The following is a 24,498-nucleotide window of genomic DNA, read 5'->3' as shown; positions in this document are numbered from 1 at the left end:
GGCGTGGGCTGCCCGGTGCCGGATCGGCCGTGGTCCATCCGAAAATCAAACTTACCACCCCCGTGGCCGCCTTCCGTTCTCCGGCGCCGCCGATGATGTCGGGCGGGATCTTCGCGCAATCCTCCGGCGGTGCTTGCCGTAAAGCATTGTGCAAGGTCACGACCTCGACGGCCGACGGAATGCACTGGAATTCCCAGGTGGCCCGGGGCGATGGTCGCCGAAAGCGTTCCGGTGATTCTCGCCACCGCGATGATCGGCACGTGCCGAGTGGGCCCAGAGTCCCCCATACTGATACATGTCGGGCGATCGGAGTGCCGGTGGCGCACCGGTCAGCCTGGTCGGCCCTGGGGTGGGGCGGAGTCGGCCGCGCATTTCTCGCGGGATGCGCGGCCGCCTTCGGCAGGGGTTTTCGCAGCGCAGCGGGCCCAGTCGGCCCCGCCGGCGGGGAAAGGCCGGCGCGGGCCGCCCGTCACCGGCGGAAAAGGCCGGTCGGCACCGTTCCCACGGCGCCGGGAGGCGCGTATTCGTCCCCGATCCCGCGGTACCCGCGGGACCTGGGAGAAAACCGGAGAACCGGGCCGCCACCATCGGGGACGGGAGGGGACATGGCTCACGTCGAGGACCAGAGCGAGCTGATCACCCGCATTGTCGAGGAGGTGGCCGAGCTTCTGCCGCCGCAGGCCCCCCTCGGGTACTTCTCGCATCACAACCCGCTGCACGCCCTGGAGGAGCTCCCGTTCTCGCACGCGGTCGAGCACGCCTCGGCGATGCTGGGCACGCAGGCCTTCCAGACGGAGGAGTCGTTCGCCGCCCACCTGTCCTCCGGCCGCATCCTGGCCCGTGACCTCGTCGCCGTTCTGGCGCAGCACGACAGTTCCGTGCCGGCGATCGGCGGCACCGGGACGCGTCCTGGAACCGAGATCGTCCCGGGTGGGCCCAGCTGGGACGACTTCCGGCTCGCCCGGCTCGGGCTGTTCGTCGACGTCCCCCGTGCCGCCGGGGTTCCGTGGCGGCTGTCGGACGGCGGGGAGCTGCGTGAGTTCCACCCGCTGGTCTCCGCGGCGCGCCGCGACGAGCTGACCCGGCAGGCACGGCGGCGCTTCCCGTCCGAGCGGCGGCGCACCCGGCTGGGCCGCACCACCGCACGCGCCGCCCTGCGGGCCCGGCTGCTGACCGAACTGTGGGCCGACCTGGCGCGCCACGCCCCGCCGGCCGTCCCGCCGCCCGCCCTCCCGCGCCGTCGAGACCAGCTGCTCAAGCGTTTCGGCGTGGACGTCGACGAGGCCGTCCACCCGGTGCTGACGGCGCTGTGCGCGGCCTTCCTCGACCAGGGGATGGCCGCCTGGGATCTGCCACACCGCGAGCAGGGCCTGCTCACCGCGTTCCGGCACCTCTACGGCACGATGGGCGCCCCTCGCGACCCGCTCTGGGCCCTGCTCGGTGGCCATCTCCGTCAACAGCTCCGGGGCGACTGGTCGGCGCCACGGACGGTCGCCTGGGCGCTGTGGTCGCTGGGCGTGCCGGTGCATGCCTGGGCGGACGCGATCCGGGCGACGCTGGTGTCGCTGCGCGGCTGGGCGGGAATGGTCCGCCAGTTCGAGTGCCACCCCGACCGGGCCCCGTCCCAGCCGGCACCGGCGCGCCTCATGGACTATCTCGCCGTCCAGCTCACGCTCGAGGCGGTCGCCACCCACAATCTGCTGGGACGCCTCGTCGGCCCCGGTGCCGGCCCCGAGGTCCTCGGCCCGCTCGGCCCGCTCGGCCCGCTCGGCCCCGGCGCGCAGAGCGGGGCGGACCTGGAGCTGGTCTACGAGGCGTTCGTCCTCGCCCAGATCATGGACGTCGACACCGAGCTGCTCGGCGAGCCGCGGTGGGCGGGAGCCTGGCTCGGCGCCGTCGCCGGGCTCGGGCCGCGGGAGCGGCGCTGGTTGCTGCACCTCGCGTACGAGCGGCGCTACCGCACCCAGATCCTCGACGCCCTCGCCGCGCACGACCAGCGCCTCCCCGGTATCGCCCCGCCCRCCGACTTCCAGGCCGTGTTCTGCATGGACGAGCGGGAGGAATCGCTGCGCCGGCACCTGGAGGAGATCCACCCGCGGGTCCGTACCTTCGGCGCCGCCGGATTCTTCGGTGTCGCGATGGCCTACCAGGGCCTCGACGACGTCCGCCCGCGGGCGCTGTGCCCCATGACCATCACGCCCGCCACCCTGGTCGTCGAACATGCCGTGGAGGCCGGCGAGGTGGCGGCCTACGAGCGGACGCGGCGCCGCGACGCCCACCGCCACCACATCCTCACAGCCGCCCGCGGCAGCTCCGGACGTCCCGCCGGCTACGCCGCGGTGGCCGGGCTCGCCGGGCTGGTCCCGCTGGCGGTCGGCGCCGTCGCGCCGAGAAGCGCCGGTGAGCGGGGCCGGCCGCGGACCGGTGATCACCAGGTTGGCGATCGCCGGGACGGCGAGCGCCCGCGGACGCGCCTCGCTCTCGAAGCCACCGAGACGGCCGAAGCCGTGGAAACGGTCGGCCTGGTGCCCGGTGTGGGCAAGCGGCCGCTGCGGCCGGGGTTCACCGTCGCGGAGATGACCGAGATCGTCGACACGCTGCTCACGACGATCGGCATGACCGGTCCCGCGGGGCCCCTCGTCTTCGTGATCGGGCACGGCTCGTCCAGCGTCAACAACCCGCATGCGGCGGCCTACGACTGCAGCGCCACCGGCGGCGGCCGCAGCGGCCCGAACGCGCGGGCGTTCGCCGCCATGGCGAACCACCCGCAGGTCCGCGCCGAGCTGGCGCGCCGCGGACGCCCGATCGGGCCGGGCACCTGGTTCGTCGGCGGCCACCACGACACCTGCGAGGGCTCRCTGGCCTGCTACGACACCGACCTCGTGCCCGCGCACCTGCAGGCCCCGCTCGCCCAGGCCACCGAGGCGCTGCGGTCAGCCGTCGAGCTCGACGCGCACGAGCGCTGCCGCCGGTTCGAAACGGTCGGACCCGACGTGGCCGCGGGTGCCGCGCACGCCCACGTGCGGGGGCGCTCGACCGACATCGCCCAGTCACGCCCCGAGTACGGGCACAGCACCAACGCCACCTGCGTGATCGGGCGGCGCTCGCGAACCCGCGGGCTGTACCTCGACCGGAGATCCTTCCTGGTCTCCTACGACCCCACCACCGATGCGGACGGGTCGGTGCTCACCCGGCTGCTCCTGTCCGCGGGGCCGGTCGGTGCCGGCATCAGCCTCGAGTACTACTTCAGCCGGGTCGACCCCATCGGGTTCGGCGCCGGGTCGAAGCTCCCGCACAACATCAGCGGTCTGGTGGGCGTCATGGACGGGCACGCCTCCGACCTGCGCACCGGCATGCCCTGGCAGTCGGTGGAGATCCACGAGCCGATGCGGCTGCTGGTGATCGTGGAGGCGGAACCGGAGCTGCTGGCCCGTGTCGTGCGGGACAGTCCGCCGCTGCGCAGGCTCGTCGAGGGTGGCTGGATCCAGCTCGTCGCCTGGGATCCGTACTCGCCACGGACCTGGGTCCACCGCGACGGTGGCTTCGAGGCGCACGAGCCGGAGAACCTGCGCCTGCCCGTGGTGGCCCGTTCGGAGCACTACTACGCGGGCCAGCGTGACCATCTGCCGCCCGCGCACGTCCTCGCAGCCTTCGGCACACCGGTTCCCGAGCCGGTTCCCGAGCCGGTTGCGGAGCCGGGCGCGGGCGGGCGCCGGCCGGCGGCGGTCATCCGGCTGCCCGAACAGGCCCACGAACCGCGACCGGTCCGGCAGGACAGTTCATGACCGGCGCCTGGGCAGGCGGAACCTCCGGTGGGCTCCTGCCCGCAGCGCTGGTGGCCGCGGTCGCCACTCCCGCCGTCGCCGTCACGGCGCTCGCCGGCCTCATGTGGTTCGACCGGGCCCGGTCGGAGCGGCTGACCAGGGCCATCGTGGCGTCGTCCTTCACCGTCGTGGCCCTCGCCTGCGCGCTGCTCGCCGGCGGCATGGTCCTCACCGGCCACGAGTCGATCGGTGCCGAGGCCGGTCCGTGGTTCGGCGCCGGGGAACACACGTTCACCTGGCAGCTGAGTGCGGACGCCGTCTCCGTCCCGTTCGCGCTCGTCGCCGCCGTCCTCATCGGGCTGACGGGCGCGGTGTCGGCCCGCTACCTGCACCGGGAGCCCGGCTTCGCCCGGTTCCACCTGCTTCTGCTGCTGTTCGGCGGCAGCGTCGAGCTGACGGTCCTGGCCGGCGACCCGCCGGCGCTGTACTTCGGTTGGGAGCTCGTCGGGCTGACGTCCGCGCTGCTCATCGCGTTCTTCGTCGAGCGGCGGGCGCCGGTGCGCCACGGCCTGCGGGCCTTCCTCACCTACCGCGCCGGCGACGCCGGTCTGCTGGTGGCCGCGATCTGGATCGGGCAGCTCGCGAGCTCACCCGACGGGGGTGATCCCGCGCACGCCGACGGCTGGGACGCCATCCTGACCGCGCCGGGCGTGGTCGCCCACGCGCCGGCGCTGTGCTTCCTGCTGCTGGCCGCGGTCCTGGCCAAGTCGGCCCTGATCCCCGTCGGCGGCTGGCTCCCGCGGGCGATGGAGGGGCCGACCCCGTCCAGCGCGGTGTTCTACGGGGCGGTGTCCATCCACCTCGGCCCCTACCTGCTGCTGCGCGCCGAGCCGCTGTTCGCGCACGCTCCGGCCGCCCGCGTGGCGGTGGTGCTCGTCGGGGCGCTGACAGCCCTGCACGCCACCGTGGTCAGCCGGGCCCAGAGCGACGTCAAGAGCGGGCTGGCCTACGGGTCGATGACCCAGGTCGGGCTGATCGTCGCCGAGATCGGGCTGGGGCTGCACACCCTTGCGCTCACGCACATCCTCGTCCACGCGACGCTGCGCTGTGCGCAGATCCTTCGCTCACCCAGTGCGCTGCGCGACAGCCAGCGCCTGGAGCAGGCACAGAGTGGTGCCCCCACATCCGCATCCCGGCCGGGACGGATCACGCCCGCGCGGTGGCAGCCCCGGCTGTACCGGTACGCGTTCGAGAGGGGAGACGCAGACGTGGTGCTTCGCCAGGTCGGAGGAGCCGCCGCGCGTGCGCTGACGGCGATCGACCGCTGGCAGCGGCAGGCTGCCGGCATCATCAGCGGGGGGAACGGCACCGCCCTCGCGCCCGCTCACCCCGCCACCGCCGCGACAGGGCAGGTCGGCGCCGCCGGCGGCCCGGGTGGTTCCGCCTGCGGGCCGGAACCGGTCCACGGGGACTGGTGGCCGTGGGCGACGACGGACACCGTGGTGGCACCGGCTCCGCCGCCGGCAGATCAGGCCCCGCCGGCCGAGTCGACACCGCCGGCCGAGTCGGCACCGCCGAAGGCCAGCAGCGGGTCGCTGGACGGTGGAGCAGCGCCGCAGCACTCGGCGCCGGTGACGACGTCCCGCCCTGCGGGACGCCGGGCGCAGGAAGGCTCCGGGCCCTACGGTGCGGACTCGTACACCTTTGAAACCACCTCTGAACCGTCCCCATCGGCCCTTGCGGCGCACCGGATTCCCGGGCAGCCGGGTCCGCTGGCGGTCTCCCGTCCGGGGGCCGTTTCCCGACCTGAAGACCCGCCGGGCCTGCCGGAGACCACCCGGCCGTCCGTGCCGCCCCGGCTCCCGGTGCCGCGCCCGGCGGTGGACGATGTCGCCGTCGCCTCCCGCCCCGCCGCCGGACCCGCCTCCGTCGAGCCGGTCGACGCCGATCCCGCGACGGTCGAGCTGGTGGCGGTCGAGCTGGTGGCGGTCGAGCTGGTGGCGGTCGATGGTGCGGCGGTCGAGCCGCCAGCGGAAGATCCTGGGATGCCTGATCCTGCCGCGGCCGATCCTGCGGTGGCGGAGCCGATGACGGCCGAGGCTGCGGCCGACGTCGAGGCCGAGCCGGGTACCAGCGCCGGCCCGGCCGGCAGGCCGACCGGCGCGGACAAGGCGCTGGCGAGGGCGGCGGACGTCCGACCCGCCTGGCCGGAGAACGAGCCCCCGCGGCGCCTCACCGCGCAGCGTGACTCGGCCGGTGGGGGGACCCGTCCGGCGCTGCCCGCGGAGGACCGGCCGCGCTTCCCGACCGACGTCCGTCCCGTCCGGCCGCGCGCGGGCGGACCGTGGTGACGCTGGCGGTCGCCCCGCTCGTCGCCGCGGGCGGCCTGCTGGCGGGTTCGGCCGCGGTGCGCCGGGCCCCCGACGCCCGGGCCGCCCGGGCGGTCGCGACCGGCTGCGTCGCCGTGACGGCCGCCGCCGCTGCCGCCGCGATGGTGGCGGAGCGCGTGGTCCCGCCGAATGGCGTGACCGGGGCGGTGCTGTTCGCGTCCGGTGCCGGGCGCTGGATGCCGCTGGTGACCCTGCTCGCCGGCCTGGCCGCGACGGCGCTCGCCCCCGTCCCGTCCCACGGTCGCCGCACGTTCGCCCGGATTCTGCTCATCCTGGCCTGCGGCGTCGCGGCCACGGCGGTGACCGCACCCGCGGCGGCTGTCGCGTCCTGGGCACTGTCCGCCTTCGTCGTCTGGCGAGAGCTTCGCGACGGCTCGCCGGCCTCGGTCGACATCCTCCCGGCGGCTCCTACCCACACCCACACCCACACCCACACCGGCGCCGTGGCCGTGGCCGTGGCCGTGGGCGAGGGCGAGGGCGAGGGCGGAAGCGGGGCGGGTCGGCGCGGCGCGGCGCGGTTGTTCGGGTTGCATCACCTGCTGGGGGTGGGCGCCTGCACAAGCGGCCTGCTGCTGGCCCACCGGCCCGGAACAACCGCGCTGGCCGCATTGCTGGTCACCGTAGGTGTGGGTGTCCGTCAGTGTCTTCTGCCGCTGCACCTGTGGCACGACTCCCTTGCCCGGGCCGCCCCGCCGGGGATCCTGGTCGCGTTCACGGCGGGGCCGGCGGGGCTGCTGCTGCTCCCCGAGATCACCGCGGCGCTGCCCGCGGGTGGTCCGGCCGGCTCCGGCCGGTCCGGGGGGTGGGGCTGGGACTGGGGCTGGCCCGCCGTCGCCGCCGCCCTGGCGACCGCGCTCCTGGGAGCCGGGCTCGGGCTCGTCGCGCGTGACATCCGCACCGCGCTGGCCCAGGTCAGCCTCGCCCTGACCGGCATCGTGACCTGTGGTGCGCTGGCCGGGTCCGGGCTGGCGCAGGCCGGAGCGGTCGTCGCCTGGCAGGTCGGCGCGGTCGCCACCGGCGGCGCGGTCATGATCGCAGCGGCGACGGAGGCCCGGCGCGGCCCGATGGCGCTGCCCGGCCAGGGCGGTTGCTTCGCCCGCACCCCGCGGCTGGCCGTGGCGTTCCTGCTGTTCGGGCTCACCGCCGTCGGCTACCCGGCGACGGTCGGCTTCATCTGGGAGGACCTGCTCCTCGACGGTGTCGGGGGCTGGTTCGTCCCGCTGGCCGGCGCCCTCGTGCTGGCCGTCGCCGGCTCCGGCGCAACCATCATGAAGTGGTACTTCGCCGGCTACACCGGACGTCGTGACCATCTTGGCGAACACGACCTGACCACCCGCGAGTTCCGGGCCGTCACCCTGCTGCTTGCCGTGCTGCTGCTGGCCCAGGTGCATCCGGGCCTCATCCTGCCCCGGTACTGAGCCCCGCCGGCAGGGGTACGGCCGGGGAGGGCCGGGAACAGGGAAAAGGTGGTTCTGGACGAGACACGGCGGAGCGGGGCCCGCTGATGGACGTCACGGGCTGGCCGCGGTGAGCGCGCATCAGGGCGCCGGGCGAACCGGCAGGGTGGCGGCCTGGCGGGCCGCCCGCACTGCCAGCGGCCCGGTGGGCGGGCTCGTGCGCCAGGGGATCGCACTGACGGCTCCCCTGGCGCTCCTGTGCGCGATCCTCGCGATCCAGTTGGCCAGCACCCACTGGACGATCCTGGAACTCACCGTGCTGGCCCCGCTGCTCGCCGCGACCCTGTCCGGGCCGGTGCTGACCGGCGCCTACGTGATGCTGGCCATCCTCGGCAGCACCCTGGTGGGGTCCGTCGACGGCCTGTTCACCGTGCAGGACGGCGGTCTGCCCGCCCAGATGGTGCGACTGACCGGCATCCTGCTCGGCGGCGTGATGGCCGTCCTGGTCAGCAGGTACAACACCCGCCGCGAGACCAAGCTGCAGAACGTGACCAGAGTCGCCGAGGTGGCCCAGCGGGCGGTCCTGCCCCTGGCACCGACAGTCTCGGGGGATCTGCGCCTCGCGGTCCGGTACGAGAGCGCCGCCACCGACGCGATGGTCGGCGGTGATCTCTACGAGGTCGTCGACAGCCCCTGGGGGACCCGCCTGCTGGTCGGCGACGTCCGGGGGAAGGGCCTGGACGCGGTCCGGATCGCCAGCCACGTGCTCGGCTGTTTCCGGCTCGTGGCCAAGCACCGGGCCGGTCTCGTCTCCGTCCTCGCCGACCTGGACGAGGAGGTCGCCGACGTCAGCGGCCTCGACGACTTCGTCACCGCCATCGCCGTGCAGATCCGCGACGGCCGGCTGGACATGGTCAACGCGGGCCACCCCGACCCGCTGCTGGTGCGCGCCGGAACCGCGCGGGCACTCTCCCCGCACGGCCGGAGCTCGCCGCTCGGACTTCTCGCCGGAGACATCGACATCACCTCGTTCACCCTCCAGGCCGGCGACCGCGTGCTGCTGTACACCGACGGCATCGCCGAGGCGCGCCACAGTGAGTCGAGAGCCTTCTTCCCGCTGGCGTCGGCCGTGACGGAGACACTCAGCCAGGACCGTCCCCTCGGCGACTGCCTGGACGACCTCGTCCGCCGGGTGCAGCGGTGGACCAGGTCCGCTCTCGGGGACGACGTCGCGCTGCTCGCCGTCGAGCTGCCCGCACCGGCGCCGCGGCACCGGCCAGCACCGGCGGCCCGGTCCGACCCGATCGCCGCCGGCGGATCAGGGCCGGACCCGGCCCCCCGACCGGCCGACCACACCCGAACCTGACACCGCACCGCGACCTGACACCAGCTGTCTCACAGCGGCTGGTCGACACCGGGTGGTCCGGCACCGGGCGTCGTCAGCGCTCGTCCACGGTGCCGTCGCAGCTGTAGACGAGGATCCGGTCGTCGTCGTTGTCGTCCGTGTGACTGATCCTCATCGAGCTGGCGCGGACCCAGCCGTAGGTCTCGGTGCCGTCGAGTCGGGCCCACCACCAGACGTCGTCCGACTTGGCGACGACGCTGCACCACAGCCAGAACTTCCGTCCGCGGACGTAGGTCGCACTGCTGTCGCAGGTGTCGTCGGGGCCGTCCCGAAGCTCCGCGGCGCTGGTCAGGACGCCGGTTCCGTCGCTGTTCGCCCGGGTCGCCGGCTTGGCCGGGCAGCCCAGCTGCTGGACGGGGCGAGCGGGAGTGCCGGTCGCCCCGTCCTGCCCGTCGGCGGCGGGACTGCCGCTGGCCGGGCCGGGGCCGGTCGCGCCGTCGGAATCGAAGTCGGACGAGTCGGTGGCGGACGGGGCGGGTGTCGGTGCGGTGCTGGGTACCGCCTCGCGGCCGCCGCCGCCCGCCACGCCGTTGCTGCGTGACGGCGTGATCACGAGCGCCACCGGCTCGCCGCTGCCCACGGGCTTCGACAGCAGCCAGAAGAACACCGCGCCGACGATGACAAGCACGGCCAGCAGGACAGTGACGAACCGGCGCCGGYGTCCGCGAGTACGGCGGGGGTGCGGCGGCTCGGCCGGCCCGCCGGCGGCCTCGCTTCCGGCGGATGCCGACGAAACGCCGGCGGCTGCGACAGAGTCGGCGGCCCGGTCGCTGCCGTCCGGCGGTTCCGCCGCGGCGGAACCGCCACCTGCCGCCGCAGCCGTGCCGGTAGGCGCGGGCGGGTCACCCGCGGCGTGCGCCCCGCCCACAGCCGGTGGGATCCCCGGGGCGCCGCCCTCGCCTGAACGGCCAGCACCGTCGGAGTGGCTTCGAGCGTCCGGCTGGCCTGCACCTGTACCCGGGCTACCGGCGCCTGCCGGCCCACCGCCTGCGGGGCTGCCTGCTCCTGCTCCTGCGCCGGCAGCCGCGAGTGCCCCGACGGCGGCGACGGCGATGTCGGTCGGTGCCCCGGCCGCGGCCTCCAGCGCGCGGGGAGTCGGCGGCGCGCACAGTGCCCGGGGCACCCGCCCCGCGGTGAGCGCCCGGGGGGCGCCGGCTGTGCTGAGCGCCCGAGGGGCCTGGTGGGTCTGGTGGGGTGGCAGAGCATGGTGGGCCGCGTGCGCGACTGGTGCTGACTGGGCGAGTGGTGCTGACTGGGCGAGTGGTGCCGGTGCTGCCGGCAGGCCGGGCACACCGGCGCTGACGGGCACGCCAGGACCGCCGGGAGTGCCGGGCGGTCGGTGCGGGAACGGCGCGGACGACGGGTGCGGTCCCGCGATCGCGTCGGTCGGTGCGGGCTCGCTGGGGAAAGGCGTGCCGAGGGCGTCCATCGCGTCCGGTGCGCCGGTCGGCGCGGACTGGAACGTCGACGGCGGCACCGGCAGCAGCGTCGTCGTCGGGGAGGGCACGGTGGAGATCCGGTAGCGGGTCACCTCGGCGGCCACCGTCGGCGGCAGCCACCCGCCCCCTGTGGAGAGGAACAGGTCGTCGGTGATCGCGGACCGGCACAGATCGATGACCTGCGTGGACGTCGGGCGCTCCGCGGGATCCTTGGCCAGGCACCGGGCGAGCACCTCCCGGACGTTCTCCGGGCAGTGATCCCAGTCGGGCTGCTGGTGCTCGATGCGGTGGAACACCGCGGCGTCGGAACCGAACGGCGGCCGTCCGGTCAGCGCGTAATACGCGGTCGAGCCGAGTGCGAACACGTCGCCCGCCGCGTCGATCTGCTTTCCGCGGACCTGTTCCGGTGACATGAATGCGGGTGTTCCTATGCGTACACCCGTTTGGGTCATTGCCGCGGTTGATGTTTCGATCGCACGCGCCACACCGAAATCAATGACCCGTGGTCCGTCGTCGGCGAGGATTACGTTGCCGGGTTTCAGGTCACGGTGGATCACGCCCGCGCTGTGGATGGACTGCAGTGCTTCGGCGACGCCCGCGATCAACATGAGCACGGTCGCCGACGGCAGGGCGCCCTGGCGGACGACGGCGACCGCGAGCGAGGGTGCCGCGACGTAGGCGGTGGCGATCCACGGGCGCAGGGCCTCGGGATCGGCGTCGATGACCGGCACCGTGTAGGGCCCCTGGACCCGCCGGGCGATCGCCACCTCCTTGGCGAACCGGCTGCGGAAATCGGGGTCGGTGGCGAGTTCCGGGCGGGCGACCTTGAGCGCGATCGGACGCCCGCCGGGGGTGTACGAGAGGTACACCGCGCCCATGCCACCCTCACCGATCCGGGCCCGCAGCAGATATCGGCTCACACTGTGCGGATCATGCGGTGTCAGCGGAGTAAACACCGCATCGCGCACGGGCTCGATCCGACCGGCGGGCGCTGCCGGCTCGCCTGGACCTACCCCGACCGCGCTTGGCGGTGTGTTGTTCATCGTCCCCCTCCCGGGGCCGCGCCCAAATCGAATGACCACGTCCTGGAGAACGGTCGTGTCATCGCAAATGGGATTAAGGCAGTCATCGCATCTTATGGGTGGGTACCAGGGCAACCGCCTGTTCGTGCGGGTGGCGTACCTCCGGTTGCCAGCCGCTCCCGGACCGCCGCTCCGGCCGCGCGGGGGATTGCCGGACGTCCGCGGGCGGCCGTGTCCGGGCCTGCCACCTGCGTCGGACAGGCAGTGTCGGGCAGTGGACAGGCAGGGCCGTCCGTGCTGGTCCGGACCCTGGCGGGATGCCCGTGCGCCGTCCGGACGAGGCGCCCGTCGCCCCGACGGGCCGCCCGGATGGGTGGGAGCGGGCCGCAGGGCCCGACCTGGTGCCGGCCTTCCGGCCCTGGCGTCAGGACCACGGCTGTGACCGCGGCTACGGTCGGGAAGCAGGCGGCCACGATGGCGATCAGGTGCCGGCCGGCACACCTGGACCCGACGCCGGCGGTGACCCGCCTGCGGGCCCGGCGCCGGGCCCGGCGCACGGCCCGGCACCGGGCTCGACGCCGGTCTCCAGCAGGGACGACGCGAGGGGCTCCGCCTGATTTCCGGGTGGCGGTCGGCCCGGGGGACTTCCGCGGTCCGCGGGCTGTGAATAGTGCGTCATAGTGCGCCCGGTCGTCAGTCCGGCCTGATCGCAGTGAGCGCTGGCGGCCGCCCCGTTTGGCGGCGGGCCCGGCGTGCCCATCTGTGGGCGACTCGAACAAGGCTGGCACCATGCGTGGCTGAAGTCTCCGCACCGCGCCGTGATCCGGCGTCCAGGACGATCGTAGGGTGGACCTATGGCAGCGCACTTTGATCTCGTTGTCCTTGGTGGGGGTCCGGGCGGCTACGTCGCGGCGATCCGCGCGGCCCAGCTCGGGATGTCGGTCGCCGTCGTCGAGGAGAAGTACTGGGGCGGGGTCTGCCTCAACGTCGGCTGCATCCCCTCCAAGGCGCTGCTGCGCAACGCCGAGCTCGCCCATCTGTTCGCGCACGAGGCCAAGACCTTCGGCATCTCCGGTGAGGTGAGCTTCGACTTCGGTGCCGCCTTCGACCGCAGCCGCCAGGTGGCGGACGGCCGGGTCAAGGGCGTGCACTTCCTGATGAAGAAGAACAAGATCACGGAATACACGGGTCGCGGCACCTTCCGCGACCCGAACACCCTGGACGTGGCGCTCTCCGACGGCGGCAGCGACCAGGTGACGTTCGACAGCGTGATCATCGCGACCGGCTCGCGGGTGCGGCTGCTGCCCGGGGTCGAGCTGTCCGACAACGTCGTCACCTACGAGACGCAGATCCTCACCCGCGACCTGCCACGCTCGATGGCGATCGTCGGGGCCGGCGCCATCGGCATGGAGTTCGCCTACGTCCTGCGCAACTACGGCGTCGACGTCACCATCATCGAGTTCCTCGACCGGCCGCTGCCGAACGAGGACGCGGACGTCTCCAAGGAGATTCTCCGTCAGTACAAGAAGCTGGGCGTGCCGATCCTGACCTCGACCAAGGTCGAGACGGTGACCGACAACGGCTCCTCGGTGACCGTCGAGTACACCGGCAAGGACGGTGCGCACGGCTCGCTGCAGGTCGACAAGGTCCTGATGTCCATCGGGTTCGCGCCGAACATCGAGAACTTCGGCCTGGAGAACACCGGCGTCGCCCTCACCGACCGCGGCGCGATCGCGATCGACGACTACATGCGCACCAACGTCGAGCACATCTACGCGATCGGTGACGTGACCGCCAAGCTGATGCTGGCGCATGTCGCCGAGGCGCAGGGCGTCGTCGCGGCCGAGGCCATCGCCGGCGCCGAGACGAAGACGCTCGGCGACTACCGGATGATGCCCCGGGCCACGTTCTGCCAGCCGCAGGTCGCCAGCTTCGGCCTGACCGAGGCGCAGGCCCGCGAGGAGGGCCACGACATCAAGGTCGCCAAGTTCCCCTTCACCGCGAACGGGAAGGCGCACGGCCTCGGCGACGCCAGCGGTTTCGTCAAGCTCATCTCCGACACGAAGTACGGGGAGCTGCTCGGCGGCCACCTGATCGGCCCGGACGTCTCCGAGCTTCTGCCCGAGCTGACTCTCGCGCAGAAGTGGGACCTCACCGCGTTCGAGCTCGCCCGCAACGTGCACACCCACCCGACGCTCAGCGAGGCGCTGCAGGAGGCGATCCACGGCCTCGCCGGCCACATGATCAATCTCTGATCCGTCGCCGTCAGCCTGCTGCTGCTCGGCAGGGACGGTCGGCGCGTCAGATCACGCTCCTGGCTTTGACTTGTGGACAGCTGATCGCGGTGGAGCCTACACTTCATCCTGTGTGCGGTGATCTTCTGCTGACTCGCCGTATCTATCTGGATTGTGAGCATGTGAACGGCGCAGTCTGTCGCTAGCGCCGTGGCCGCCCCGGTGCACCGCGTGGCATTCCGCGGGGCACCGGTCACCGCCCGGCGCGGCCCGCTCGCCTCCTTTGTGAGCTGCGCGCCGCCTCGGGCGGAGCGGTCCGGACCGAGCTTCGACCCTCTCCCGCAAGCAGGTCAGGAAACGTCCCGGAGCCGCCCGCCGCACAGCCAGGCCGGGTGACTGTCGAGGCCGCGTCCGCGCTCAGAAGGCAGACAGAGTGCGATTCCATGTGCTGGGGCCATTGGAAGTCGTCCGGGACGGCCGGCCTGTCGTCGTGCCAGGCATCCACCAGCGTGCGACGCTGGGATTCCTGTTGCTGCACCCGAACGCGGCGGTGGCCACGAGCCGCCTCCTGCGGGCCCTGTGGGGCGACGAGCCGCCGGTAACCGCCCGCAAGATGGTGCAGAACGCGGTGGCCGGGCTGCGGCGTACCGTCCGGGACGACGCCGACGTGCTGACCAGACCGCCCGGCTACCAGCTCAGCGTCCGTTCGGACCAGGTCGATCTCACCGCCTTCCAGGGCCTCAGCGCCCGAGGCCGGGCCGAGCTGGCCGCCGGCTCGTGGGGCGCTGCCGCCGACTCCCTGGCCGGCGCGCTCGCGTGCTGGCGCGGTCCGGCGCTGGCCGATCTGGTCGAGGAAGGCCTGGTCTGGCCGGAGGCGGCGGCCCTGGACAGCGCCCGCATGGTCACCTTCGAGGACTGGGCACAGGCCCGGCTGGCGCTCGGGCAGCACCAGGAGCTGGTGCCCGAGCTGGAGGCGGCGGCCGAGGCCGCGCCGCTGCGGGAGCGGCTGACCGGCCAGCTCATGGTGGCGCTCTACCGGTGCGGCCGGCAGGCCGACGCGCTCGAGTGCTACCGGCGCACCAGGACGGCGCTCGTCGACCAGCTCGGACTCGACCCCGGCCACGAGCTTCGGCGCCTGGAGCGCGCGATCCTCGACCACGAGCCGTGGCTGACCCCGCGGGCGGCGGCGGTACTCCCCGTCCATCCTGGCGGTAGCGCCCCGGCGCCGGCCGGTGACCGGCCCGGGCGTGACGTGCAGGGGGTCGCGGGCGCGGGCCCGTTCGAGGCCGGAGCTGGGTGCGGCGCAGGGATGGGCGCCGGGCGGGAGGGCGGCCCGCGGGACTGCCCCGAGGTCGAACAGGCGGACGGGCCGGCCCGCAACCTTCCTTCCCCGCGGGCCCAGGGCGGGTACACCGCCCGGAAATGGGTCAGCGTGCTGGCCGGCCGGCTGGAACTCGGGACAGGCGTGGAGACCTCCGATCCCGAGGACGTCGACACGGTGCTGCGCGCGGTCACCGCCAGAGTGCGGGCCGAGACCAGCCGTTTCGGCGGCGAGGTGTACACCGCGCTCGGCTCCGTGTGGATCGTGGTCTTCGGCCTGCCCCGCACCCGTGAGGAGGACGCGGAGCGCGCGGTCCGGGCCGGCCTGGCGATCCGCCGGGCCGCAGCGGCCCTGGCGAAGACGGCCGCGGGCGCGGGCGGGGCGGGTCCGTGGGACCTGCGGATGGCGGTCACGACCGGCGAGGTGCTGGCGACCTTCACCGACAGCGGCGCGGCGACCGCGGCCGGCCTGTCCGGAGACGTCACCGGTCGGGCCATGCGGCTGCTGGCGTCCGTGCCCAGCGGTGAGCTGCGGGTCTGCGAGGCGACCCGGGCGGCGTCCGACGGCGCGTTCACCTATGCGTCGGTCGACGAGCACGGTCGTGGCGTGGGCGGGGTGGTCGGAGTCCGCACGGCCGGACTGGAACCCGCCGCCGTGGACAGCCCGGCCGCGGTCGCGGAGTCGCGCCGCACCCCGTTCCTCGAACGCGACCACGAGAAGGACCTGCTGCACCGCCTGCTCGCCGAGACGGGGCGCCGCCGGCGCCCCTGCCTGGTCACGATCTCGGGGGAGCCGGGGATCGGTAAGAGCCGCCTGCTCTGGGAGTTCTGCCGGGAGGCCGGCGAGGCAGCGGTCGGTGGCAACGTCAGGTTCCTGTACGGCCGGATCGGACGGTTCCCCGCCGGTCCGTTCGAAGTGCTCTCGGACATCGTCCGCCGGTGGGCCGGGATCACCGCGGGTGACTCCCGGGAGGCGGCGGTGGCTCGGCTCGCCGCCGCGATCGGGATGACGGGCGCGACTCTGGGCACGGCACGCCGAGCGGCGGCCGAGCTGGCCCCGCTGCTCGACCCCGCCTGGCCGGGAGGTGAGCAGGCCCCGGCCGTCCTCGCGGCCTGGCGCCGGGTGCTCACGCGCTTCGCGGCTGCCGGCCCGACGGTCCTGATCGTCGAGGACCTGCACCGCGGGGACGACCGCCTGCTCGACGTCCTGGAGGGCCTCGACGAGGGCCTCGGCCAGGTCCCCCTGCTGGTCGTCCTCAGCACCCGGCCGGACCTGCTCGAGCGGCGCACGCGCTGGGCCGGGGGCAAGCGTGACGCGACGACGATGTACATCGACCAGCTCTCCGAGGCGGCGATCCAGCACCTGATGGTCGACCTGGCGGTGCGGTACGGCCTGCGTCCGGCACTTCCTCCCCAGCCGCTCCCGTCCGGTGCCGAATCAGGTTCCGCGGGCCCGGGTCCCGCGGAACCTGGGCTCGCGGAACCAGCGCTGGCCGAGTCGGGGCCTGTCGAGGTCCCCACACCGGCCCCGCCGCCCCCGTCCGGGCAGCCCCACGAGTGCTCGACGGTCGCGAAGGTCGGCGGCAACCCGCTGTTCGCGGTCGCGCTGGTCGACATGCTCCGCGAGGTGGCCCGTTCGGCCGGGAAGGGTCCGTCGCCGGCCCTGGAGATCGACAGTGCCGGACCGGTCGGCCCCGCCTCCGCGATGGTGCGGATCCCCCGTACCGTGCACGGGGTCATCGCCGCCTGGCTGGACACGCTGCCCCCGCGCACCCGACGGGTCCTGCAGGGCGCGGCGGTGTTCGGGGCGACCGCCTGGGCCGAGCCGGTCGCGGCAGCCTGCGGGCTTCCCCAGGAGGAGATCCTGCGCGAGCTGGACTACCTTGTGCGCCGGGGCGTCCTGCGTCAGGTGCTGATGCTCGCCGATCCCGACCCCCGTTACGAGTTCCGGCATGTCTTCGTCCGGGACGTCGCCTACTCGCAGATTCCCCGGGCGGCCCGCGGCCGGTGGCACCTGCGCTTCGCCCGATGGCTGGGCGACGACCGGCGGGCGGGCACGATGCCCGGCCCGCGCACCCGCACCGCGCCCGGTGCCGCCGCCGGGGTCGGCTCGGCCGATGCGGCGCGCACGGCGATGAGCCGCCCGGCCCGCGCCGCCGGCACCGCGGCCGTCACCGCTGTCACGGGTGACCGGGCCCCGCGTGGCCCGGTCACCGAGGACGATCTGCGCCGGCACCATCACCGGCGGGCCGACAGCCTCGCGGCCGCCGCCAGCTGACCCCCGCCTCACGACCCTCACCCCCGCCTCACGACCCTCACCCCGGCCACCGCCGGCAGCCGGCCGCCCGCCGGTGGCCGGCGGTGGCCGTTTTTCGCCTGCCTTTTAGGTGCTATCCGGGTGCGGTTTTCGGGAGAGCCGCTGTCGTCGTTGCCGGATACCCGTGAGCTTTGCCGTTTCCGGTCTTAGGGGGGGTTCAGGGGTTGCCTCTGGGGCTGACACGCAACTGCACCCAAGATAGTCTGAAAATTATGCTGATCGTGTTCTTCGGGCCGGTTGGTGCAGTGATCCGGCGCGGTCGCCGATAATACCGCGAAATCGGTTCTGCGGTACCGGTGAATTCTTCCCTCCATGGTCGTCAGTCTCGCTGTGAAAAGAGGAGAACGATGAGTGCTGCCCCGGTTCTGAGGTCACCGCTGCCCGCGTGGCCGCAGTATGACGACAACGAGCGTGCGGGGCTCGTCCGCGCTCTCGAACAGGGTCAGTGGTGGCGGATGGGGGGCGGCGAGGTCGACGCCTTCGAGCGTGAGTTCGCGAGCCACCACGGCGCCGACCACGCCCTGGCGGTCACGAACGGCACGCACGCGCTCGAACTCGCCCTGCAGGTCCTCGGGGTCGGGCCGGGCAGCGAGGTCATCGTCCCGGCCTTCACCTTCATCTCGTCGTCGCAGGCGGCGCAGCGCCTTGGGGCGGTCGCCGTGCCGGTCGACATCGACCCGCACACCTACAACATCGACCCGGCGGCCGTTGCCGCCGCCATCAGCCCGCGGACCCGGGCGATCATGCCGGTCCACATCGCCGGCGAGATCGCGGACATCGACGCGTTGGCCAAGCTCTCCGCCGACTCCGGTGTCCCGCTCGTGCAGGACGCCGCGCACGCGCACGGTGCGCGCAGACAGGGACGTCGGGTCGGCGAGCTGGGCTCGATCGCCGCGTTCAGCTTCCAGAACGGAAAACTCATGACCGCCGGTGAAGGCGGCGCGGTTCTTTTCCCGGACGCCGGCCTGTACGAGGAGGCCTTTCTTCGGCATAGCTGTGGACGTCCCCGGACCGATCGGTTCTACTTTCATCAGACGTCGGGCTCCAACTTCCGGATGAACGAGTTCACGGCCGCGGTTCTCCGGGCCCAGCTGGCGCGGCTCGACGRCCAGGTCGAAACGCGGGAGAAGCGCTGGCCGCTGCTGGCAGGTCTGCTCTCCGGAATTCCCGGTGTGGAACCTCGGGGCAAGGACCGGCGTAACGACCGCACCTCGCACTACATGGCGATGTTCCGGATTCCCGGGCTGAACGAGATCCAGCGCAACGAGCTCGTCGACCGGCTGGTCGGCGCGGGTCTGCCGGCGTTCGCCACCTTCCGGGTGATCTACCGGTCCGACGGCTTCTGGGAGACGGGGGCGCCGCAGGCCTCCGTGGACGAGCTCGCGCGGCGCTGCCCGAACGCGGAGGCTCTCGGGGCCGACGGTATCTGGCTGCACCACCGCACGCTGCTCGCCGACGAGGACCAGATCCAGAACGTGGCAGAGATCATCGCGTGGGCGGTCGGCGAGAGCCGGAGCGGCTGGTGAGTGGCGCTCAACTGGCGGAGCAGGCCTGGGAGCCTGCCCGGCCGGGGGCCGGCCCGCTGCGGGTCGCGGTCGTCGGCCTGGGCTGGGCCGGCCGCTCGATCTGGATTCCGCGGCTCGACGAGCATCCGCGGTTCACCGTCGCCGCCGCCGTCGACCCGGACGCGGGGGCCCGGGCCTCGGTCGCGGCGGCCCGGTCGACCGGCGGCGGCCGGGATGATCCGTCGGGCCCGCGGCTCCTGGCGGACCCGGGCCTGCTGACCGCGCGGGACGTCGACCTGGCGGTCGTCGCCGTGCCGAACCACCTGCACAGCAGGGTCGCCGCCCGGCTCCTGACGGCGGGCGTCCCGGTGTTCCTGGAGAAGCCGGTGTGCCTGAACGCCGTGGAGGCCGACGAGCTGGCCCAGGCCGAGCGGGCCGGCGGGGCGGTGCTCCTCGCGGGCAGTGCCGCGCGCTGCCGGGCCGACGTCCGGGCGCTGTACGACCTGGCGCGGGCCTGCGGGACGATCCGGCATGTTGACCTGTCCTGGGTGCGTGCGCGCGGCGTGCCGGACGCGGGTGGCTGGTTCACCGACAGCCGGCGGGCGGGTGGCGGCGCGCTGCTCGATCTCGGCTGGCACCTGCTCGACACCGCGGCCCCCCTGCTGGGAACCGCGTCGTTCGACGAGGTCGTGGGCACGGTCTCGGCGGACTTCGTCCGGGCCGGAACCGGCGCCGCCACCTGGCGGCGAGCCGGCGACCTCGACCCCGACCCCGGCCCCCACCCCGACCCCGACCCCCACCCCGACACCGACTCCGGCGCCGACCTCGCGTCGGCCGTCCGACGCGTGGACGTGGAGGACACCGCGCGCGGTTTTCTGATCACGCAGAACGGTGTCTCGGTGTCGTTGCGGGCGAGCTGGGCCTCGCACGAGGCGTGGGACAGCACCGTGATCAGGGTGGAGGGCAGCGCCGGGACGGCGACACTGGCCTGCACCTTCGGCTTCAGCCCGAACCGACGCGGCGGCCCGGTGCTGACCTACACCCGCGACGGCGACACCGTCCGCGTGCCGGTCCCGCCCGAGGCGGTGGGCACCGAGTACCGCCGTCAGCTCGACGAGATCCCGGGGCTGCTCGCCGATCCGGACTCCCCGGGGCGGGCCGTCGCCGAGGCGCGCCGCGCCGTCGACGCCGTCGAACGGTTCTACGGCTCGGCGCACTCCCGCACCGCACTGCCGGCGGGGCCCGGGCCCCGGTCACGGAGGACATGATGGAACACAGGACCCTCACCACCCGCCCGTTCGTCCCGGCTCCGTTCAGTAAGCCGCGGTGGAACTCCACCACGGTCGTCGTCCTGGATCTCGACGGCGTCATCGTCGACAGCTTTGACGTCATGCGGGAAGCTTTTGAAATCGCTTACCGAGAGGTGGTCGGAGTCGGGGACGCTCCTTTCGAGGAATACCATCGACATCAGGGTCGCTACTTTCCCGACATCATGCGGATCATGAATCTTCCCGGTGCGATGGAGGAGCCGTTCGTCCGGGAGAGTCACCGGCTGCGGGGGGAGGTCAGGGTGTACGACGGGGTGGCGGAGCTGCTCGGCGCGCTGCGCGGCCGGGGGTTCGGCCTGGCCGTGGCCACCGGCAAGTCCGGCCCCCGGGCCCGGGACCTGCTCGATCACCTCGGCCTGCTCCACTGGTTCCACCACGTCGTCGGATCGGACGAGATCGCCCGTCCGAAGCCCGCACCCGACATCGTCGAGCGGGCTCTGCTGCTGCTCGAAACCCCTCCTGACCAGGCACTGATGGTCGGTGATGCAGCGAACGACCTGCGCAGCGCCCAAGGCGCCGGGGTCCGCTCGGCAGCGGCGCTGTGGGGCACCCCGGACGAGGCGGACCTGCTGCGCGCCGGTCCGGACATCGTCCTGCGGCGGCCGGCCGACCTGCTCGCGGTGCTGCCGGAACGGTCCGCGCGCGCCCGCTGAGCACAGGGGTGGCGGCCGGGGAGGAAACGGCCGGTCCCCACCGCGGGGGCAGGGGGTTCACCGCCCTGCCCCCGGCTGGGAACAGGGGTGCAGCAGGGGAGGTGAAAAGTGTTTTCTCGGTCAGACTGGTAATGGCCGTATGACCGCCACGGCATTGTGTCCGTACCTGGGGTTGTGCTCGTACATCCGGCGGACGGCGGCCTCGCACCCGACGGAGGAATGCGAAATGCTGCGCACCGAGCTGATTTCGCCGCTGCCCCGACTGCTGCGCGCGAACGCCGAGCGCCTCGGTGACGGGATCGCATTCCAGGACGCCCGCCGGGCCGTCGGCCACGCGGACCTGGAGCGGCGCACCGGCCGGCTCGCCGGGCACCTGGCCGATCTGCGGCTGCAGCCCGGCGACCGGGCGGCGATCGTGCTCGGCAACAGCGTCGAGATGGTGGAGAGCTACCTGGCCTTCACCCGCGCGTGCGTGGTCGGTGTTCCCATCAATCCGCGGGTCACCGAGGCCGAGCTGGCCTACCTGCTCGACGACAGCGGGGCCCGCCTGGTCGTCACCGACCCGGCCCGGGTCGACCTGGTCGCGCGCGTGCTGCGGGACCGGCCGCAGGTGCGGCTGCTCGTGACCGGAGACCCCGTCCTGCCCACGGCGGCGCCGGTCGGCGCGCAGTCGTTCACGGCGCTGGCCACGGCACAGCCGCGCTCCGCGGCCCGCGACGACCTCGGCCTCGACGACGTCGCCTGGATGCTCTACACCTCCGGGACGACCGGACGTCCCAAGGGAGTGCTGTCGACCCAGCGGAGCTGCCTGTGGTCGGTGGCGGCCTGCTACGTCCCGATCCCCGGGCTTTCGGAGCAGGACCGGGTGCTGTGGCCGCTGCCGCTGTTCCACAGCCTGTCCCACATCGCCTGCGTGCTCGGTGTCACCGCGGTCGGCGCCAGCGCCCGGATCCTGGACGGTTTCTCCGCCGACGAGGTGCTCGCCGCGATCGAACAGGACGGGTCGACGTTCCTGGCCGGCGTCCCGACGATGTACCACTACCTCGTCCGGGCCGCCCGCGAGCGCGGTTTCACCGCGCCCGGCCTGCGCATGTGCCTCGTCGGAGGCGCCATCACCACCGCGGCGCTGCGCCGGGACTTCGAGGACACCTTCGGCGTCCCGCTGCTGGACGCCTACGGCAGCACCGAGACCTGCGGGTCGATCACCATGAACTGGCCGACCGGCGCCCGCGTGGACGGTTCGTGCGGGCTGCCCGTGCCCGGACTGGGGGTGCGGCTGGTCGACCYCGAGAGCGGCCTCGACGTCCCCCACGGCCAGGAGGGGGAGGTGTGGGTGCGCGGGCCGAACGTCATGCTCGGCTACCACAACCAGCCCGAGGCCACCGCCGCCGTGCTACGCGACGGCTGGTACCGCTCCGGTGACCTCGCCCGCCGTGACGAGGCGGGCTACTTCACCATCACCGGCCGGATCAAGGAGCTCATCATCCGGGGCGGGGAGAACATCCACCCCGGCGAGGTGGAGGAGGTGCTGCGGGAGGTTCCCGGTGTCGCCGACGTGGCGGTCGTCGGACGTCCGCACGAACTGCTCGGAGAGGTGCCCGTCGCCTTCCTCGTGCCTGGCCCGGACGGGCTCGACCCCGACCGGGTGCTGGCCACCTGCCGGGAACGGCTGTCCTACTTCAAGGTTCCCGAGGAGCTGTACGAGATCGACCGCATCCCGCGGACCGCGTCCGGGAAGATCACCCGACATGTGCTGCTGGACCGGCCGGCGCGGCTGCGGGCTGCGAGCAGCGGCTATCACGACGCGTTGTTCCGGGTGGACTGGATCCCCCGGCCGTCGGTGACCTCGGCCTCGGTCCGGGCCCGCATCGTGCGCGACGGCGGCCGCCGGTGGGCCGTCGTCGGTGGGGACGTGTTCGGCTTCACTCCGGCGCTGACCGGGTCCGGCGCGCAGGTCACCGCCTACCCGGACCTCGACGCCGTCCGCCGGGCCGCCGCCGAGGGCGACCCGCTGCCGGATGTCGCCGTGCTGACCTGCGGGTCCGGGCTCGGACCGGCCGGGGTGCTCGCCGACGAGGCGGCCGGGGCGGTGGCCCGGCTGCGCTCCGAGCTCGCCGGCTGGCTCGCACAGGAGCGCCTGGCCGACGTCCAGCTGGTCGTCGCCACCCGGGGTGCGGTCGCGGTCGGGCCGGACGACGACGTCGAGGACCTGATCCGCGCGCCGCTGTGGGGGGTGGTGCGTGCGCTGCAGACCGAACATCCGGGCCGGTTCGTCCTGTTCGACCTCACCGCGGACGACCCGGCCGCGGCGGCGGCCGTGGCGGCCGTCGTCGACTCCGGCGAGCCGCAGGTCGCCGTCCGGCAGGGGGTTGTGCTGCTGCCCCGGCTTGCCCGGGTCGCCACCGGGACGTCCGACGCCGAGCAGGCAGCTGGCGGCCCCCTCGTCGCGGACCCGCGCCGCACGGTGGTCCTGACCGGGGCGGACAGCCCGGCCGGCGCGGCCCTCGCGCGGCATCTGGTCGCCGGGTACGGCGTGCGGCGGCTGTTGCTCATCAGCCGACCCGGCGATGCGGACAATCCGGCCGCCGCCATCCCGGAGGCCACCCCGGGCGAGCGGGCCGCCGAGGCGCTGCGTGCCGAGCTGGCCGGTGCGGGCGCGGCCGTCGTGCACGTCCGGTGCGATCTGGGTGACCGGGCCGCGCTGCGCGCCGTGCTGCGGCGGCACGCGCGTGCAGTCTGGGCGGTCTTCCACGCGCAGGGGATCGACGAGGCGGCCGATGGCACCGGCGCGGCCGGCGGCACTGACCCGGCCGGCGGCACCAGCGCAGCTGGCGGCACCGGCGCAGCCGGCGGGGTCGACGAGGCTACGCGGCGGCTCGCGGGGGCGATGGCGGCCGCCCTCAACCTGCATGATCTGGCCACGGGCCCCGAGACCCGGGCGTTCGTCCTCCTCTCCTCGGCCGCCGGGCTGCTCGGCGGGGTCGGGCAGGCCGAGCGCGCCGCGGTGGGCGTCTTCTTCGCGGCGCTGGCCCAGCACCGCGCCGCCCGCGGGCTGCTCGCGACCAGCCTGAGCTGGGGGCCGTGGGAGGACACCGGCCTACCCGAGCTGCCCGGCACGCGTGCGCTGCGGGTACGAGAAGGCCTCGCGATGGTCGACGCCGCCCTTGCCGCCGACCATGGTGTGCTCGCCGTCCTGCGTCCGGACGCCGCCGCGCTCACCGACGACGCACCGCCCGCCCTCCTGCGCGACCTCATCGACGCTCCGGCCCCTCGCTCCGCCCCCGACGACACGGTGGTGGCCCAGCTGCGCGCACGGCTGGCCGGCCGCCCGGAGGCCGACGGCGTCGGCGTGCTGACGACGCTGGTGCGGGCCGAGCTGGCCCGGGTCGTCGGCGGGTCCGCCGCGGACGTCGTCGGCACCCACACCTCCTTCCGGGACCTGGGGCTGACCTCCGTGACGACGGTCGAACTGCGCAACCGGCTCGTTACGGCCACCGGGCTCCAGCTGCCTGTCACGGTCGCCTTCGACCATCCGACCGTGCTCGCCCTGGCCACCGAGCTGCGGCGCGGGCTCCTCGGTATACCCGCCGCCACGCAGGCGCCGGCCACCGCCCAGCCCCGGCGGGCCACCGCCGACGAGCCGGTGGCGATCGTGGGGATGGCGTGCCGGTTGCCGGGTGGGGTGGTGTCGCCGGAGGGGTTGTGGGATGTGGTGGTGGGTGGG

At 73.9% G+C, this 24,498-nt stretch carries 11 protein-coding genes; 10 read left to right on the top strand and 1 reads right to left on the bottom strand.

Annotated elements, in window-relative coordinates; genetic code table 11:
• Positions 1-605 precede the first annotated feature (605 nt).
• The 4 genes from CC117_RS16810 to CC117_RS16795 all read left to right on the top strand — a co-directional run bounded on the left by CC117_RS16810 (position 606) and on the right by CC117_RS16795 (position 8,917).
• Positions 606-3,785: a DUF2309 domain-containing protein gene (locus CC117_RS16810; protein WP_071085234.1), complete on the top strand. Its 3,180-nt coding sequence runs from the start codon at positions 606-608 to the stop codon at positions 3,783-3,785.
• Positions 3,782-6,115: a proton-conducting transporter transmembrane domain-containing protein gene (locus CC117_RS16805; protein ID WP_071085232.1), complete on the top strand. Its 2,334-nt coding sequence runs from the start codon at positions 3,782-3,784 to the stop codon at positions 6,113-6,115. The genes CC117_RS16810 and CC117_RS16805 overlap by 4 nt, the downstream gene beginning before the upstream one ends.
• Complete coding sequence (locus CC117_RS16800; protein ID WP_084132257.1) at positions 6,109-7,572, top strand: proton-conducting transporter transmembrane domain-containing protein; 1,464 nt, start codon at positions 6,109-6,111, stop codon at positions 7,570-7,572. The genes CC117_RS16805 and CC117_RS16800 overlap by 7 nt, the downstream gene beginning before the upstream one ends.
• 109 nt (positions 7,573-7,681) lie before the next feature.
• Positions 7,682-8,917, top strand: coding sequence for a PP2C family protein-serine/threonine phosphatase (locus CC117_RS16795; protein WP_407673546.1), 1,236 nt, complete (start codon positions 7,682-7,684; stop codon positions 8,915-8,917).
• A 73-nt stretch (positions 8,918-8,990) separates the two neighbouring features.
• Here CC117_RS16795 and CC117_RS16790 read toward each other — a convergent pair whose 3' ends face one another.
• Entirely contained in the window at positions 8,991-11,315 is a 2,325-nt protein-coding gene (locus CC117_RS16790) for a serine/threonine-protein kinase (RefSeq protein WP_071085228.1), read from the bottom strand.
• A 956-nt stretch (positions 11,316-12,271) separates the two neighbouring features.
• Here CC117_RS16790 and lpdA point away from each other — a divergent pair.
• The 6 genes from lpdA to CC117_RS34960 all read left to right on the top strand — a co-directional run.
• Complete coding sequence (gene lpdA / locus CC117_RS16780; RefSeq protein WP_071085224.1) at positions 12,272-13,672, top strand: dihydrolipoyl dehydrogenase; 1,401 nt, start codon at positions 12,272-12,274, stop codon at positions 13,670-13,672.
• A 412-nt stretch (positions 13,673-14,084) separates the two neighbouring features.
• A complete protein-coding gene (locus tag CC117_RS16775; RefSeq protein ID WP_241830177.1) occupies positions 14,085-17,249 on the top strand; it encodes a BTAD domain-containing putative transcriptional regulator in 3,165 nt (1,054 codons plus the stop codon).
• A 386-nt stretch (positions 17,250-17,635) separates the two neighbouring features.
• Positions 17,636-18,814, top strand: a complete 1,179-nt coding sequence (locus CC117_RS16770; RefSeq protein ID WP_071085221.1) for a DegT/DnrJ/EryC1/StrS family aminotransferase — start codon at positions 17,636-17,638, stop codon at positions 18,812-18,814.
• Positions 18,811-20,061, top strand: coding sequence for a Gfo/Idh/MocA family protein (locus CC117_RS16765; RefSeq protein ID WP_241830176.1), 1,251 nt, complete (start codon positions 18,811-18,813; stop codon positions 20,059-20,061). Before CC117_RS16770 ends, CC117_RS16765 begins: the two co-directional genes overlap by 4 nt.
• Positions 20,061-20,774, top strand: coding sequence for an HAD-IA family hydrolase (locus tag CC117_RS16760; protein WP_084132255.1), 714 nt, complete (start codon positions 20,061-20,063; stop codon positions 20,772-20,774). Before CC117_RS16765 ends, CC117_RS16760 begins: the two co-directional genes overlap by 1 nt.
• A gap of 226 nt (positions 20,775-21,000) precedes the next feature.
• The coding region (locus CC117_RS34960; protein WP_116287820.1) for an AMP-binding protein at positions 21,001-24,498 on the top strand (3,498 nt) is incomplete at its 3' end.

It is taken from the genome of Parafrankia colletiae (assembly GCF_001854655.1).
GTDB classification, from domain to species: domain Bacteria; phylum Actinomycetota; class Actinomycetes; order Frankiales; family Frankiaceae; genus Parafrankia; species Parafrankia colletiae.
This window is presented reverse-complemented; position numbering and strand designations above follow the sequence as displayed.